Origin of the sequence: Thioalkalivibrio sp. ALMg11 (assembly GCF_000377905.1) — a bacterium.
GTDB lineage: Bacteria > Pseudomonadota > Gammaproteobacteria > Ectothiorhodospirales > Ectothiorhodospiraceae > Thioalkalivibrio.
On the sequence record NZ_KB898878.1, the window covers coordinates 35,303 to 49,936 of the forward strand.

Below are 14,634 nucleotides of genomic sequence, written 5' to 3' on the forward strand. Positions count from 1 at the left end.
CAAAGACCCTCGTAGGATGCGGACGAGCGTAGCGAATCGCATCGCGTGGGTGGGGTATGCCCCCGCCGTGAGCGGTGCGTTTCGCAGGGCTCCACGCACCCTACGTTTGTGGGCGTTGCGGGGTGAGGGATGCTGCCGATTCGCGGATGAGTCGGCCCCCACAAAGACCCTCGTAGGATGCGGATGAGCGCAGCGAATCGCATCACGGGGAGCGTGGCCCCGGAATGAGCTATAGCGGATGCGCGGCCAGGCCGTGGTTGGGGCGGCTCCAGGGTTGGCTGGGTCGGGGGATCGGGGAGTGGATGCGGTGGAGCATGCGGCGGTGGGGGATGCCGGCATCTTCGAAGGTGTCGCTGATGACGAAGAAGTCGTGGCGGGCGTAGAAGCCGATGCGGGCGCTCTGGGCGTTCAGCCAGACCTCGCGCCAGCCGTGGCGGGCCGCGGCCTGGACGGCGCAGTCCAGCAGGCGCGAGCCGATGCCGTGCCCACGCCAGGGTTCGCGCACGGCCATGCGGCCGATCTGCCCGGAGGGCAGCATGCGCAGGGTGCCGACCGGTTCATTGTTGGGGCCGGTGGCTAGCCAGTGCAGGGCGGCGGCGTCCAGGCCGTCGAACTCCAGTGGTTCGGGCACGCCCTGTTCCGCGACGAAGACTTCGCAGCGAACCTGGGACAGTGCCTCGGTGTCGGCAGGCCAGGTGGCCTCCCGGAAGGCGATGCGATGTTGCATGGCAATCCTCCTCCGGAACGCTGTGAGGGAGAGCCCCAATCCGTACGCGAGCGGACGGGTGGATGAGTGGCTCCCCGGCCTCCCTGGCCCTGGGTCCCGGACGGTAGAGTCTAGTCCACGTTCGGGCAATCTTCCTGTGAGTCAGTTAGCGGATCGTGAGCCGCGCGAACGGATCACTGTGCATGAAACGGAGGTGCCTTTTGTCGTAGCGCGCGCCGCGCGGCCATCCATGGGCGCGTGCGGGTTGCAGGGCGGGGCGATCGCCACGGCGCTTCGCGCCTCGCGATGACGGGTGAACGTTTGGCGCATGGTTTGAGCCTGCGCTGCACTTGCGCGAATGCAACAGCGGGCAACCGGGATGCGACGGATTCAGCGTTGGCCGATCAGGGTGTCGCGGAAGCGGCGGGACAGGGGATCTTCCGGGTGCAGCCAGATGCCGAAGTAGGCCGTGGCGAAGTCGTGGCCGGGGACCTCGACCAGGAGCGTGCCGTTTTGCAGCAGGCGGGTGCCGTGGCCCGGGCGGTATTCCAGGGCGTAGCGGTCACCGGCCTCCATGTCGCGGTAGGCGGCGTTGAAGGTCTCGAGTCGGTCGGACAGGGCCGCAAGGGTTTCCGGAGTCTGCTGGTCTTCGAGCAGGCTGTTGCCGCTCTTGCGGAAGTCGTCGGCGCTGATGGCGCGCAGGTACTCCAGTTCCAGGCGTTTGGGCGCGTCGGCCGTCAGCACATCATTCGGGGCGATGGCTTCCGGGACGTAGAGCGCCCCGACGTAGACGCGGAAGATGGTGTAGCGATAGAGACGCCCGGCGCGCAGCGGGACGGTCGTGTCGTCGATGGTGACCGCGGCGGCAAAGCGGACGCCGTCAATCTCGGTCGTGGCGCTGGCGGGTGCGGCGATCAGGAGCAGCGCAAACAGTAGGGATGTGAACAGGGTCCCGCGGCGGGTGGCGTGGTCATTCATGGGGTGGTTCCTCCGGGCTGGGCGGAAGGTACGGCGCGTTCGCGCACGTGGATGCGTTCGCGCAGGGCGTGCTGGGCGTCGGCGTCGATGGGGAAGCGCCAGATCAGGGCCATCGCCGCCAGCTTGAACAGGACCGGCAGGCCGGCGTAGGCCAGGGCCAGCACCAGCAGGGCGGTGGGGCCGTTGTCGCCGGCGGCGGAGAAGCCGGCCAGGCCCAGCAGCGGGAAGCTGAGGCCCACGGCCAGGGCGAGCGCGAGCTTGGTGGCCATGCCCCACAGGCCGAAGAACAGCCCGGCGCGCTCGCCGCCGCCGTCGGCGGTGTCCTGGTCGATCACGTCGGCCTGCATCGCGGCGGGCAGCGCCAGGTCGACCCCGAGGCTGAGGCCGGTCAGTACGGTGATGGCGTAGAACGCGAGCACGTCGCCGGAACCGAGGAACGGGACCCAGATGAAGAAGGCCGAGGCGAGCAGCATCGAGAGCGTCCACACCCGGTGCTTGGGCAGGCGGCGAGCGAGGCGCAGCCACAGTGGCAGGGCGAGAATGCCGGTGGCGAAGTAGACCAACAGTAGCGGCCCGGCGTGGCCGGGGGCCTCCAGCACGTGGGTGATGAACAGCAGGAACAGGGTGGCCGGGATGGCGTTGGCGGTGCCGTTCAGGACCCAGGCGAGGACCAGGCGGCGGAACGGTCGGTTGGACCGCAGCAGGGTCCAGCCGGCGCGCCAGGCCACGGGGGGCAGGCGCCCCGGTCGCTCCGGCACCCGCCAGAGGAGGATCACGAAGGCGATGGGTAGCAGCACCCACAGCAGCACGGCGAGGGTGGCGAGGGCCGCGCCGGCATCGTCCTGCAGGCCCAGGACCGCGGGCAGCGCCGCGGCCGTTACCGTGCCCAGGACCACGAAGCCTTCGCGCGTGGCGGTGATGCGCGAGCGCTCGTGGTAGTCGCCGGAGAGCTCGGCACCCCAGGCGGCATAGGGCAGGGCGACCAGTGTCCAGCCGAGGTAGACCAGGGTGCTGAAGACCAGCAGATACCAGGCCCCGGCATCGGCCGGCGGACGGAACAGGAAGGGCGCGGCGATCAACAACAGCGGGACGCCGGCGAGCATGACCGCGCGCCGCCGCCAGGCGCCGGGGATGCGGTCGGACAGATGGCCGATCAGCGGGTCGGTGACGACATCCAGTAGCCGCGCCAGCAACAGGAATACCCCGACCAGGGTGACGCCCAGGCCGGTGTGCTCGGCGTAGTGGGCGGGAAGGAAGACGTACAGCGGCAGGCCGAGCACGGCCAGGGGCATGCCCAGGCCGCCGTAGGCGAACAGCCGCGGCCAGCGGAGGGTGTTCACCTCATCGCGTCACGGGGTCGTCGCCCGGCGTGGCGGGCTGGACGGGGCTTTGCAGGACCGCCTGCATCAGGTTCACGCGGGCGGTGTCGAAGCCGACCTCGCAGTAGGCGAGGTAGTAGCGCCACATGCGCAGGAAGGACTGCGAGTAGCCCAGCGCCTCGATCACCGGCTCCGCCTGGCGGACCTCCCGGTGCCAGTGACGCAGCGTGCGCGCGTAGTCCTCGCCGAACAGGGCCTGGTCATCGACCGTGAGCCCGGCGCGCTCGGCCTCCGCGTTGAAGCGCGGGACCGAGGGCAGCATGCCACCGGGGAAGATGTAGAGCTGGATGAAGTCGGCGTTGCGGCGGTAGTACTCGAAGGCCTCCTCCGCGATGGTGATGACCTGCAGCGCCGCGCGGCCGCCGGGGCGCAGGCAGCTGCGGACCTTGGCGAAGAACGTCGGCCACCACTGCTCGCCCACGGCCTCGAACATCTCGATCGAGACCACGTGATCAAAGGTGCCCTGCAGGTCGCGGTAGTCCTGCAGGCGCAGCTCCACGCGGTCGCTCAGGCCGGCGCGTTCGATGCGGGCGCGGGCGTAGTCGAGTTGCTCCTGCGAGAGCGTGACCCCGGTGACGCGGTAGCCGCGCTGTGCGGCCATCTCGGCGAAGCCCCCCCAGCCACAGCCGATCTCCAGGATGTGCGCGCCGGGCTCGGCGTTCAGCTGATCCAGCAGGCGGGTGTACTTCTGCGCCTGGGCCTGTTCCAGGGCCTCGTCGCCGCGGGTGAACAGCGCCGACGAGTAGCTCATGGTGCGGTCCAGCCACAGGTCGTAGAAGTCGTTGCCGAGATCGTAGTGGAAGCGGATGTTGGCGCGGCTGCCGCGGCGGCTGTTGCGGTGCATCCAGTGGCGCATGCGGTCGCTGGCACGCTGCCACGCCGGGCGCTCGGCCATCGCCGCCAGGGCCTGTTCGTTGTCGGTGGCGAAGCGCAGCAGGGCCTGCAGGTCGGGGGTGATCCAGTCGCCACTGATGAAGCCTTCGGCAAAGCCGATATCGCCGTGGCGCAGCAGGCGCAGGATGGCCCGCCACGGGCGGCGGAAGTGCCATACCGCCTCGACGCCGGCCTTGCGCCCGCGCACGGTCATGCGGTCGCCGGAGGGGGCAATCAGGGTGACCTGCCCGGTGTCGATATCTTTCAGCGCGCGGGCGATCAGGCGCAGGGCCCAGTCGGGCCGGGCCGTGCCTTCCTGCGGGGTGTCGAGGTGGTCGAGGGCCATTAGTCGATCTCCTGTGCGGGGGGTGCGGGCCGCGGGTGATAGCGCCCGCCGCGCCACCAGATCCTGAGTGCCTGCCAGTGGATCTGGGGCAGGACCTTGAGGGTCATCCAGGGCTTTTTCAGGAAGGCGGCAAGCAGCGCGCGGTCGCTGAACGGGCGCAGGCGGCCGTGTTGCGAGGCCACCAGCATCAGCTCCTGATCCTGGTATTCGTTGATCGCGATGCGCAGCGACGCGCCGGACTGCAGGCGCGGCGGCGTCAGGGTGAAGGCGTAGCGCGCGTGCATGTCGATGAACGGCGAGACGTGGAAGGCCTTGTTCTTTTCCTGGCGCACGGGGAGGGCCATGGGGGCCCCGTCTTCGTGCAGCAGATAGTGGTGGTGCTCGCCGAAGGTGTTGCGCACCTCCAGCAGGATGGCGCGCAGGTCGCCGTCGGCATGCCAGGCGTACCAGACGCTGAGCGGGTTGAAGGCGTGTCCGAGGACGCGCGGCATGGTCAACAGGTGGATCGGGCCACCGGCCAGGTCGATGGAATGTTCGGCCAGGCGGGCCTCGATCCACGGGCGCCAGGGGCGGCCGTCGCGCGGCCCATGGTCGCGGGTGCGCAGGCTGAACAGGTTGAAGCGATTCAGCGAGAACAGGCGGTAGCTCCGGGTGGTCTCAGCGAGGCGATCAATATCGAACAGCGCGCTGATCACAGGATAGCGAAAGCGGTACCGCTGCGGGAAGAACCGCTGATGCAGCACCGTGCCATGGACCAGGGCGGCGTCCATTCAGGCGCTCCGGGATTGCGCGGCCGGCGCGTGGACCGGCGCCGGGCCGCCGCCGTGGGTGGCGGGTTCCGGTTCGCGCCCGGGGCGGGCGGGGGTGTGCGCAGGGTGCGCCGGGAGCGACCACGGTGGTTCGATGCCCAGCGACTGCCCGACGGCGACTGCCGAGCGCAGCCCATCCTCGTGGAAGCCGTAGCCCATCCACGCACCCGCGAAGTACAGGTGGTTCTCGCCCTGGGTGGCCGCGAGGCGCTGGCGCGCCTTCTCCGCCGCGGTGTCCATGACCGGGTGTTCCCAGTGCTGTTCGCGAAGCACGTGGTTCGGGTGCGGCTCGCGCCAGGGGTTCAGGCTGATGATGTAGTCCTGACGCCGATCCAGGCGATGCAGGCGGTTCATCCAGTAGGACACGGAGACGCTGTCACGTGCCTGGGTGGTGCGCCCGGAGAGATAGTTCCAGGAGGACCACACGCGGCGCGAGCGTGGCATCAGCGCCGGGTCGGTGTGCAGCAGCGCGCGGTTGGGCTGGAAGCGGCAGGCAGCCAGCAGACGCTCGCGGGCCGGGTCGGCCCTGTTCAGCAGCCAGCGCGCGGTGTTCGCGTGGCAGGCGAAGACGACCGCGTCGAAGCCAGCCGCCTGCTCGTGGGTCAGGACCCGCCACTGGTCGGCCTCGGGGATCACTGCGCGCACCGGCTGGTGAACCACGCTGCCGGGTTCCAGACGCCGCGCCAGGCGCTGGACGTATTCGCGGCTGCCGCCGACCACCGTGCGCCACTGCGGGCGGTCGCGCAGATCCAGCAGGCCGTGGTTATGAAAGAACTGCAGGAAGCTGGCGGCCGGGAACTCGCGGATTTCCTCGGGCGGGCAGGACCAGATCGCGGCGGCCATCGGCAGCAGGTAGTCCTCGGTGAAGCCGCGGCCCAGACGGTGCCGGGCGAGAAACGCGCCGAGGGTGCCTTCCGGGCTCTCGCCACGCTCGAACAGGCCCTTGCCCAGGCGGTTGAAGCGCAGGATGTCGCTCGCCATGCGCAGGAAACTCGGGCGTACCAGGTTGCGGCGCTGGGCGAACAGGGTGTTCAGATCCGAGCCGGCGTATTCCACGCCCGCGGGCTGGCGCGAGTAGCCGAAGGACATGTCGGTGTCCTGGGTGGGGGCGTCCAGCTCCGTGAACAGGCGGGTGAGCAGGGGGTAGTTGCGCTCGTTGTAGACCACGAAGCCGGTGTCGATGGCCGTGCGGCCCTGCGGGTCGGGGACTTCCACCGTATGAGCATGGCCGCCGAGCGCCGGTTCCGACTCGAACAGCTGGACCTGGTGCCGGGTCTGCAGAATCCAGGCGGCGGACAGGCCGGCGATGCCTCCACCGATGACGGCGATGCGCGAGCGTTTCATGGTGGTGACTCCTCGAGCCAGAAGGCGATGTACATCTTATACAATAGCTGTACAATTTTTGTAAATGGTGGCGGTAAAAAGTTCCTCGGTTTCCAATAGGGGAGCGGTTCACCGCGAAACAGGCGCTGAGGGAGATGCGGATCGTGAACACAGACGACAAGGCACAAGCGGACGCCCCCGAGTGGCCGGCGGAGCTGCGCGATGCACTGACGACCCACGAGATCGTGGGGATTACCTCCGGGCTGTCGGATTTCCGGGATGCCGAGGCGCTTCTGGAGGCGACGGCAGCGGGGCGCTGGCAGCGGCTGGAGTGGGGCATGGGCTCGGCCCATAACCGCGCGCAGTTCCATGCGTTGCAACAGGCCACCGGCGCCACGGTGCTTCCGCTGTTCGTGTCGCGCGAAGGGGTGATCGGCGGCCTGCCCGAGCTGCGCGAGTACCTGGGCCACAGGGCCCTGCAGGCACGCGGCGAGGGGCCTCGGCCGGACGCGCCGGCACCTGCGCTTCAGGTGCTCGGGTACGCCGGGCTGCTACCCTTTGCGTTCTTCGGTATCGGGGTCTGGATGGCCCAGCCCGAATGGCAGGTTTTCGCGCTGGAGGCCCTGGCGCTCTATGGTGCGGTGATCCTGTCGTTTCTGGGGGCGATCCACTGGGGGATCTATCTGGCGGATCGGCAGCACCGGGTGGGCCCGCTGTCGGCCCCGGTGTGGGCGGTAGTGCCACCCATCCTGGCCTGGCTGGCGGTGCTGCAGCCGCTGCCGGAAGCGCTGATGACCCTGGCGGTTCTGTTTCTCGGGGTGTTGTGGGTGGATCGGCTGGGTCTGCAGCGGCGGGCGTTGCCCCGTGGGTATCTCGCCCTGCGCCTGGTGCTGACGGTGGGGGCGATGCTGGCCCTGGCCTCAGGCCTCGCGGTCACCGTCGCGGCCTGAGCAGGAAAAAGGAAGAACGCGAGAATGAACAAGAACAAGGAACCATCGATGAACGCAGATGCCCGCATGGCCGACGAGCCGACGGCCACCCGTGCCTCGGGCCAGCCGCTGGCCGCCCCGGAACAGCTCGCCGAGCACTATCGCGAGATTCTCGCCGGGCTCGGCGAGAATCCGCAGCGCGAGGGCCTGGTGGATACGCCGATGCGCGCGGCCAAGGCCATGCAGTATCTGACGCGGGGCTATCAGCAGGATCTGGACACGATCGTGAATGATGCGTTGTTCTCGTCCGATAACGACGAGATGGTCCTGCTGCGCGATATCGAGCTGTACTCCCTGTGCGAGCATCACCTGCTGCCGATTATTGGCAAGGTGCATGTCGCCTATCTGCCCGATGGCAAGGTGATCGGCCTGTCGAAGATTGCCCGCATTGTGGATATGTTCGCCGCGCGGCTGCAGATCCAGGAGAGCCTGACCCGTGAGATCGCCGAGGCCCTGATGCAGGTGACGGGGGCCAAGGGAGTTGGCGTGGTGGTGGATGCCAAGCACATGTGCATGACCATGCGCGGGGTGGAGAAGCAGCACTCCTCGATGGCGACCTCGGTGATGCTGGGTGCCTTCCGCGAGGACGGCCGGACGCGGCGCGAATTTCTCCATCTGATCAGCCGCACGGGTCACTGAAACGGGCGCCCAGGCCGGTGTCTTGAGACGGGCCGCACAAAAAAATGGCCCGGCGAAGACGCCGGGCCAAAAAATCATCCGGACACCCGTGTGATGGAGGGTTTGCGTCCGAACGGCGGATCACCGGCTGCCGTTGCCACGAGCCAATGATTTCCGCATCTTGTGTACATGGACAGGCAACCTGGAAACAGGTTCCTGCCACCCGCTAAAAGAACGTGACGAAAGTCGCATTTTCTTTCTAGGGCCATCCACGGAGACGCGATGCGTGGTCTAGAACAGATCCCCTGGCTGTATGACGGCCTGATGGCCGGTGCCGATCTGCTGGGTCTGCGCCGCTGGCGGCAGCGCCTGGTCGAGGGCGCGGAAGGCCGGGTGCTGGAGGTCGGCTGCGGGACGGGGCGCGATCTGCCGCTGTACGCGGATCCGGCGCGGGTGATTGGCATGGACCCGGACCTGGCGGCGCTGCGGCGGGCGCGTCGCCGTGCCCCGGCGGTCCCGCTGGTGGTGGCGAAGGCCGAGGCCCTGCCGTTTGCGGATGGGGTATTCGATAGCGTGGTCTCCGGCCTCGTGTTCTGCAGCGTGCAGGATCCGCCGCGAGCCCTGGGCGAGGTACGCCGGGTGCTGGCGGACGGTGGCGCGCTGCGCATGCTGGAGCATGTGCGTCACACCCGCCCGCTGCTGGGGCGTGCGCAGGACCGGGTGCAACCGGCCTGGACCTGCATTACCGGCGGCTGCCATCCCAATCGCGACACCGAGGCCGCGGTGGAACAGGCCGGGTTCTGCATCGAACCCGAGGATCGCGTGGCCCGCGGCGTGATGCGGCGCTTTGCCGCGCGCGTCTGCCGGGCGCCCGAAGTTCCTGCCGGACGCAACGCCGGGAATGCTGATTGAAGGTCAAGGCTTGTTCACCACGAAGTGCACGAAGGCGCGAAGCAGGGCAAGGGCGGGTTGCACCACGGAGAGCACGGAGAAGGGAAGTATTGGGGGCGAGAAGGTCGGTGTTGATCGCTTCTCGTGAGATGTCACGTCGAGAATTTTCCCAGGCGCGAAAAAATCGTGCATGGAGGCTCAAGTCTTGCGGGATACGGCCGTCACCGGGGGCAGGTCCGTCCGCGTGTTGAGCGCGAGCGGGCCTGTACATTCAGATCTTGGGAGTACCACGATGGACGCAAGTGCGATTGCCGCGATGGCCACGCAGGGCAGCCAGCAGCAGTTGGCGATGCAGAAGGACGTGGCCTTGCAGAAGAAGGCGATGGAGTCGCAGGAGATGGCCGCTCAGTCGATGCTGGAGGCATTGCCCGACATCGGCGAGATGCAGGCCGCCACGCAGGGCCTGCCGGAAAACGTCGGTACCAACATCAACACCAAGGCCTGACGCTCCACAGACCTTCCGTCCAGAAAAGGCCCGGCGCATTCGCCCCGGGCCTTTTCCGTTGTCGGATCTGTATCTCCCTGACTCACCAACCCGTCAGCCGCCCACTCCTCCCGTAGACCCGCTTCGAAGTTCTCCGTGTCCTCTGTGCCCTCCGTGGTGCAACCCGCCCTTGATCTTTCTTCGCGCCTTCGTGAGCTTCATGGTGAATCCAGGTAGAGGTAGGCGCTACTGCCGCTGCGCCTCGAACTCGATCATCAGTTCGACCTCGTCACCAACGAGGTCGCGAATCAGGCCGTAGGACATGCCGAAATCCGAGCGATCAAAGCTGCCGCGCATCGACGCACCCAGCACGTAGGGGCGACTGAACAGCCCGCCCAGTGGGAGCGGGTAGCGCCCGACCTTGTTGATGGTCACGTCGAGATGGATGGTGCGGGTCTCGCCGAGGAGCTCCAGGCCGCCGCTCAGGCGCCCGGTGTTCTCGCCCGTGGGCTGGTAGCGCGTGGCGGTAAAGCGCATCTCCGGGTATTCCTCGACGTTCAGGAAGTCCTCGTTGCGCAGGTGGTCGTCGCGCTCGGCGTGGTTGGTGAATACGCTGTCGGTCTTGATGGCGAAGTAGCCGCCCTCCAGTTCGCCGGAGTCGGTGTCGAAGGTGAACTCGCCCTCGGCCTCCAGGAACATGCCCATGACCTTGGCGTAGCCGGCGTGATCGACCAGGAAGCCGACCGCGAAGTGGTCGGGGTCGATGACCCAGCGGTCGGCATCGGCCAGAGTGGTGGCGGGCAGGACGAAGCTCGCGGTCAACAGGCAGGCCAGGAGCGCGGAGCGCAGGTGGGCGGAAAAGCGGTTGTTGCGGGCGTCAGTCATGACACACCTCCGGTCGGTGGCGGTACAGCCAGTGGATATCCACGGCAAAGGACAGGCCGAGGGCCAGGAGTCCGGCCAGGGCGATGGCAATGGCGGCGCTGGCGGGCAGGCCGGGGATCAGCACCAGCAGCAGGACCACGGTCTGCAGCACGCAGACGGTCTGGCGGCGGCGGCTGGGTGGCAGCGCCCCGGCCAGCCAGGGCCAGGGGCGGGCGGCCAGCACGAAGGCATAGCGCATCAGCCCGATCAGGATTACCCAGGGGCCGACTGCGGTCATCTGCCAGGCCAGTACGGACAGCGCGAGGATCATCGCTGCGTCCAGTTCCATGTCGAAGCGGGCGCCGAATGCGGTGGCGCTGTTGGTGCGCCGCGCGACGGCCCCGTCGAGCCCGTCCAGCAGCAGGGCCAGGCCCGCTAGCGCAATCACCCAGAGCGCCAGCAATGGGTCGCCAGTGGCAGGGGGAACGAATACCAGTGCCCCCAGGGGTGCGGTCAGGGCGGCGCGCAGGAGCGTGACCCGGTTGGCCGGGCCGGGGCCGCGTCCGTCCCGGGCCAGTCCGTCCGGAGGGGTGGTGGTGGCGAGCAGGGCGCCGAGCATGAACCAGAGCACGACAAAGCCGATGATTGCGTGTGGTCCCAGTTCGGCGTGCAGCATCAGTGCCGCCGTGACGACCAGGCCCAGCAGGCCGGCGACGAGCCCGTCGGCTGCCCAGACGCGGAGACCGGTGCGTATCCGCGACGCGGAGCGATGCTTGGCGGTGGATGATTCCATGGGGGGATTGTAGCCCTCCGTTGGAGGTGTCCGGGGTTTTGCCTTGCGACCACGCCGCGCGCCGGGAGTTGCCGCTTGTAATGCGCTTCGCCCACACTGCGCGGATGATGACGCGGCCCCGCACCCCGACCCTGGAGCACCTCTGATGAGTGCCCCGGCCCCTGAACAGGCCTTCTGGGTGGTCGGTCCCGCCACGGGCGAGCTGCGCCCGGAGGCGCTGGCGGAGCCGGCCTCGGGGGAGGTACGGGTGCGCACGCAGTTTTCCGCGATCAGTCGCGGGACCGAGTCGCTGATCTTTCATGGCCGGGTCCCCGCGAGCCAGTATCAGGCAATGCGCGCGCCATTCCAGGCGGGCGAGTTCCCCTGGCCGGTCAAGTACGGGTACATCAGTGTCGGTACGGTCGAGGCGGTGGGCGAAGGGGATGCGCCGCTCGGGCAGCGGGTGTTCTGTCTTTATCCGCACCAGAGCGCCTATGTCGTGCCCGCGGCCGCGGTGGTCCCGATCCCGGACGCGGTGCCGGCGGAGCGCGCGGTGCTCGCGGCCAACATGGAGACGGCGATCAACGCGGTCTGGGATGCACAACCTGGTCCGGGGGATCGCATGGCGGTGATCGGGGCCGGGGTGGTCGGGCTGCTGGTGGCCTGGCTGCTGCGCGCGATCCCCGGCACCGAGGTGACGTTGATCGACCCCAATCCCGAGCGCGAGGCCGTGGCGGCGCGGCTGGGGTTGAGCCTTTGCACCCCGGACGCGGCGAAAGCGAATCCGGACCTCCAGGGACTGGATGGGGTCGTACATGCCAGCGGCAACCCGGCCGGGCTGGAGCAGGCGCTGGCGCTCGCCGGGGTCGAGGCCCGGGTGGTGGAGATGAGCTGGTACGGCGATCAGCCGGTACCGGCGCCGTTGGGCGAGGCCTTTCACTCGCGGCGGCTGACGTTGCGCAGCTCGCAGGTCGGGCGGATCCCGCCGGAGCGCGCGGCGCGCTGGGACTATCGCCGCCGCCTGGCGCTGGCGCTGGCGCTGCTGACCGATCCGGCGCTGGATGCGCTGATCAGTGGCGACGATGCGTTCGCCGACCTGCCGACGGCGATGCAGCGTGTCTCCGGGTCCGAGGCCGCACGCACGCTGTGCCACCGTATCCGTTATTACTGACCCTTTTTCGATGCAACGCAACTCGCGGGGAACTGCCCGATGTACAGCCTGAACGTCCGTGATCATTTCATGATCGCCCACAGCTTTGCCGGCGAGACCTTCGGCCCGGCCCAGAAGCTCCATGGCGCCACCTATGTGGTCGACGTCACCTTCCGCCGTCAGGCCCTGGATGCCGATGGCCTGGTGGTGGATATTGGCCGCGCCAGCGAGGTGGTCAAGGCCCTGCTGGCCGACTTGAACTACCAGAACCTGGACGAACGCGAGGATTTTCGCGGCCAGAACACCACCACCGAGTTCCTCGCCCATGCGTTGCATCAGCGCGTGGCGCGCGCCATTCATGCCGGCGAGCTGGGCGAATCGGCCCGCGAGCTGGACGCGGTGTGCGTGACCCTGAACGAGTCGCACGTCGCCTGGGCCAGCTACGAGGCGGCACCCTGAGCCGAATGCGTGAACTCGGCCTGGTGGTGCCGGGGTCGCTGGAGCAGCGCACCGGGGGGTATCGCTACGATGCCCGCATGGTCACGGGCTTAAGGGCGCGCGGCTGGACGGTGACGGTGCGCGAGCTGGAGGGGGCGTTCCCCGGGCCGGACGCGGCGGCCGAGTCGGCGCTGGCTGGCGCGCTCGCGGGCTTCCCTGATGGGCGGGCGGTGCTGCTGGACGGCCTGGCCGCGGGTGCCTTTCCCGAGGTGCTGGCCCGCCACGCCACGCGCCTGCATCTGATCTATTTGCTGCATCACCCGCTGGGCCTGGAGACCGGGCTGGAGCCGGCGCGGGCCGACGACCTGCTGGCGCGTGAACGCGCCGCCGTGGGTCAGGTAAAGGGCGTGCTGGCCACCAGTGCCTTCACTGCCGGGCAGATGGCCACCTGGGGGGTGTCTTCCGGGCGGCTCCAGGCGATACCGCCGGGGATCGAACCGCGGCCGCAGGGGTTGGGGCCCGGTCCCGGCGAGCGGCCGCTGCTGCTCTGTGTGGGGGCGGTGGTGCCGCGCAAGGGCCAGCTGGAACTGGTGCAGGCCCTGGCACGGGTCCGGGCTACGGACTGGTGTGCGGTACTGGTGGGCTCGCGCGCCCGGGACGCGGAATATGTGCAACGGGTGGAGGCGGCGATCACCGAGGCCGGGCTTGGAGACCGGATCGAGTGGGCCGGCGAATGCGACGATGCGGCGCTGGGAGACTGGTACGGGCGGGCCTCGCTGTTCGTCCTGCCCAGCGCCTACGAGGGCTTCGGCATGGCCTATACCGAGGCGATGGCGCGCGGCCTGCCGGTGATCGGTACCACCGGTGGGGCGATCCCTGCGACCGTGCCGGAGGCGGCTGGCCGGCTGGTGCCGCCGGGAGATATCGGGGCGCTTGCCGAGGCCATTGACGCCTTGTTGACCGATGCTGGAGCGCGCTACCGGATGGGACGGGTGGCGCGCGATGCGATGGCGGAACGTTCGGACTGGGATGGTGCGGTAGCCGCGCTGGAACAGACGCTGGAGGGTTGGCTGCAATGACGGAGTCTTTCGACGCCGACTGGCTGGCCCTGCGCGAGGCAGCCGATCATGCGGCCCGGCCGGAGGCCCTGGTCGAATCCCTGCGCGCGCATCTGGCTGGGTGTAGTGCTGCCGCCCCCCTTAAGGTGACGGATCTGGGCAGCGGCACCGGCTCCAATCTGCGCTACCTCGCGCCGCGACTGCCGCCCCCGCAACACTGGCGGCTGGTGGATCACGATGCCGGGCTGTTGGGCCGCGCCGTCGCTCCGGGCGCCGGGATCGAGCTCGAGCGGTGCGTGAGCGACCTGGCCGACGATCCGGGTGCGGCCCTCGCGAGCGGATCGTCGCTGGTGACCGGTTCGGCGCTGCTGGATCTGGTTTCGGAGGACTGGCTGGACCGGTTACTTGTGGCCTGTGCCGAACAGGGTGCCGCGGTGTTGTTCGCACTGAGTTATGACGGGCGGATTCGCTGGTCGCAGCCGCATGCCCAGGATGCCGAGTTGGAGGACGCCGTCAATCGGCACCAGCGCTCGGACAAGGGGTTCGGCCCGGCCCTGGGGCCGACCGCCGCGCCGGCATGCGCGGCACGGCTCGAGGGGCTAGGGTACCGGGTGCAAACCTGCGCCAGTGACTGGCGGATTGACGCGCATCAGGCGGCGCTGGGCGCGGCCCTGATCGACGGCTGGGTGGCCGCGGCCAGCGCGATCGACCCGGGCCGGGCGGCGGATCTGCGCGCCTGGGGCGAGGCGCGCGCCGTGGCGCTCGCCCGCGGCGAGGTCGAGCTGACCGTCGGGCATCAGGATGTTCTGGGGGTATGGTGAGGCCCGTTTCCCGGGTCTTCTTGGGGAGAATTGGCGCCGATTTTCTGTCCACTACCCTGTTCGCTCTGGAAGGCGATTCGGTGCAGGATAGAAATAGGTAATGGAATGAACGCATGGCGGATGGTCGCTCCGCCA

The 14,634-nt window shown here is 68.8% G+C and carries 16 protein-coding genes; 8 read left to right on the top strand and 8 right to left on the bottom strand.

The features are described 5' to 3' along the window. Positions 1-229: 229 nt before the first annotated feature. From D578_RS0112540 to D578_RS0112565, 6 genes are all read right to left on the bottom strand, one after another. The gene (locus tag D578_RS0112540) at positions 230-727 is read right to left on the bottom strand and encodes a GNAT family N-acetyltransferase (protein WP_018950286.1); all 498 of its coding nucleotides are present in this window, start codon (positions 725-727) and stop codon (positions 230-232) included. Positions 728-1,096: 369 nt separating this feature from the next. Then, on the bottom strand, positions 1,097-1,684 hold the full coding sequence (locus tag D578_RS0112545) for a chalcone isomerase family protein (protein ID WP_018950287.1): 588 nt from the start codon (positions 1,682-1,684) through the stop codon (positions 1,097-1,099). Further along, complete coding sequence (locus tag D578_RS0112550; protein WP_018950288.1) at positions 1,681-3,024, bottom strand: MFS transporter; 1,344 nt, start codon at positions 3,022-3,024, stop codon at positions 1,681-1,683. The genes D578_RS0112545 and D578_RS0112550 overlap by 4 nt, the downstream gene beginning before the upstream one ends. Position 3,025: 1 nt before the next feature. Next, positions 3,026-4,282: a cyclopropane-fatty-acyl-phospholipid synthase family protein gene (locus D578_RS0112555; protein WP_018950289.1), complete on the bottom strand. Its 1,257-nt coding sequence runs from the start codon at positions 4,280-4,282 to the stop codon at positions 3,026-3,028. Beyond that, entirely contained in the window at positions 4,282-5,052 is a 771-nt protein-coding gene (locus tag D578_RS0112560; protein WP_018950290.1) for a DUF1365 domain-containing protein, read from the bottom strand. The genes D578_RS0112555 and D578_RS0112560 overlap by 1 nt, the downstream gene beginning before the upstream one ends. Then, positions 5,053-6,435 carry an NAD(P)/FAD-dependent oxidoreductase gene (locus D578_RS0112565; protein WP_018950291.1) on the bottom strand — a complete coding sequence of 461 codons (1,383 nt, stop codon included), beginning with the start codon at positions 6,433-6,435 and terminating at the stop codon, positions 5,053-5,055. It lies immediately after the preceding gene. A 134-nt stretch (positions 6,436-6,569) separates the two neighbouring features. Between D578_RS0112565 and D578_RS0112570 the strand changes: the two genes are divergently transcribed. From D578_RS0112570 to D578_RS0112585, 4 genes are all read left to right on the top strand, one after another. Continuing rightward, the gene (locus D578_RS0112570) at positions 6,570-7,364 is read left to right on the top strand and encodes a DUF3429 domain-containing protein (protein ID WP_018950292.1); all 795 of its coding nucleotides are present in this window, start codon (positions 6,570-6,572) and stop codon (positions 7,362-7,364) included. A 24-nt stretch (positions 7,365-7,388) separates the two neighbouring features. Continuing rightward, positions 7,389-8,042, top strand: coding sequence for a GTP cyclohydrolase I FolE (gene folE / locus D578_RS0112575; RefSeq protein ID WP_018950293.1), 654 nt, complete (start codon positions 7,389-7,391; stop codon positions 8,040-8,042). 261 nt (positions 8,043-8,303) lie between these two features. Then, the gene (locus D578_RS0112580; RefSeq protein ID WP_018950294.1) at positions 8,304-8,933 is read left to right on the top strand and encodes a class I SAM-dependent methyltransferase; all 630 of its coding nucleotides are present in this window, start codon (positions 8,304-8,306) and stop codon (positions 8,931-8,933) included. Positions 8,934-9,204: 271 nt separating this feature from the next. Next, complete coding sequence (locus D578_RS0112585) at positions 9,205-9,417, top strand: YjfB family protein (protein WP_018950295.1); 213 nt, start codon at positions 9,205-9,207, stop codon at positions 9,415-9,417. 225 nt (positions 9,418-9,642) lie between these two features. On the opposite strand, the gene D578_RS0112590 is transcribed toward D578_RS0112585, so the two are convergent. Together D578_RS0112590 and D578_RS0112595 are read right to left on the bottom strand one after the other, a co-directional pair. Beyond that, positions 9,643-10,281 carry a YceI family protein gene (locus D578_RS0112590; protein WP_018950296.1) on the bottom strand — a complete coding sequence of 213 codons (639 nt, stop codon included), beginning with the start codon at positions 10,279-10,281 and terminating at the stop codon, positions 9,643-9,645. Continuing rightward, positions 10,274-11,053, bottom strand: a complete 780-nt coding sequence (locus D578_RS0112595) for a CDP-alcohol phosphatidyltransferase family protein (RefSeq protein ID WP_018950297.1) — start codon at positions 11,051-11,053, stop codon at positions 10,274-10,276. Before D578_RS0112595 ends, D578_RS0112590 begins: the two co-directional genes overlap by 8 nt. A gap of 145 nt (positions 11,054-11,198) precedes the next feature. Here D578_RS0112595 and D578_RS0112600 point away from each other — a divergent pair, with 145 nt between their 5' ends. Genes D578_RS0112600 through D578_RS0112615 form a run of 4 tightly spaced genes read left to right on the top strand, consistent with a single transcriptional unit; the run spans position 11,199 to position 14,499 of the window. Continuing rightward, a complete protein-coding gene (locus D578_RS0112600; protein ID WP_018950298.1) occupies positions 11,199-12,203 on the top strand; it encodes a zinc-binding alcohol dehydrogenase in 1,005 nt (334 codons plus the stop codon). A gap of 39 nt (positions 12,204-12,242) precedes the next feature. Then, the gene (locus D578_RS0112605) at positions 12,243-12,641 is read left to right on the top strand and encodes a 6-carboxytetrahydropterin synthase (RefSeq protein ID WP_018950299.1); all 399 of its coding nucleotides are present in this window, start codon (positions 12,243-12,245) and stop codon (positions 12,639-12,641) included. Positions 12,642-12,646: 5 nt separating this feature from the next. Further along, positions 12,647-13,699, top strand: coding sequence for a glycosyltransferase family 4 protein (locus D578_RS0112610; RefSeq protein WP_018950300.1), 1,053 nt, complete (start codon positions 12,647-12,649; stop codon positions 13,697-13,699). Further along, entirely contained in the window at positions 13,696-14,499 is an 804-nt protein-coding gene (locus tag D578_RS0112615; protein ID WP_018950301.1) for a hypothetical protein, read from the top strand. Before D578_RS0112610 ends, D578_RS0112615 begins: the two co-directional genes overlap by 4 nt. The last annotated feature ends 135 nt before the right edge of the window (positions 14,500-14,634 follow it).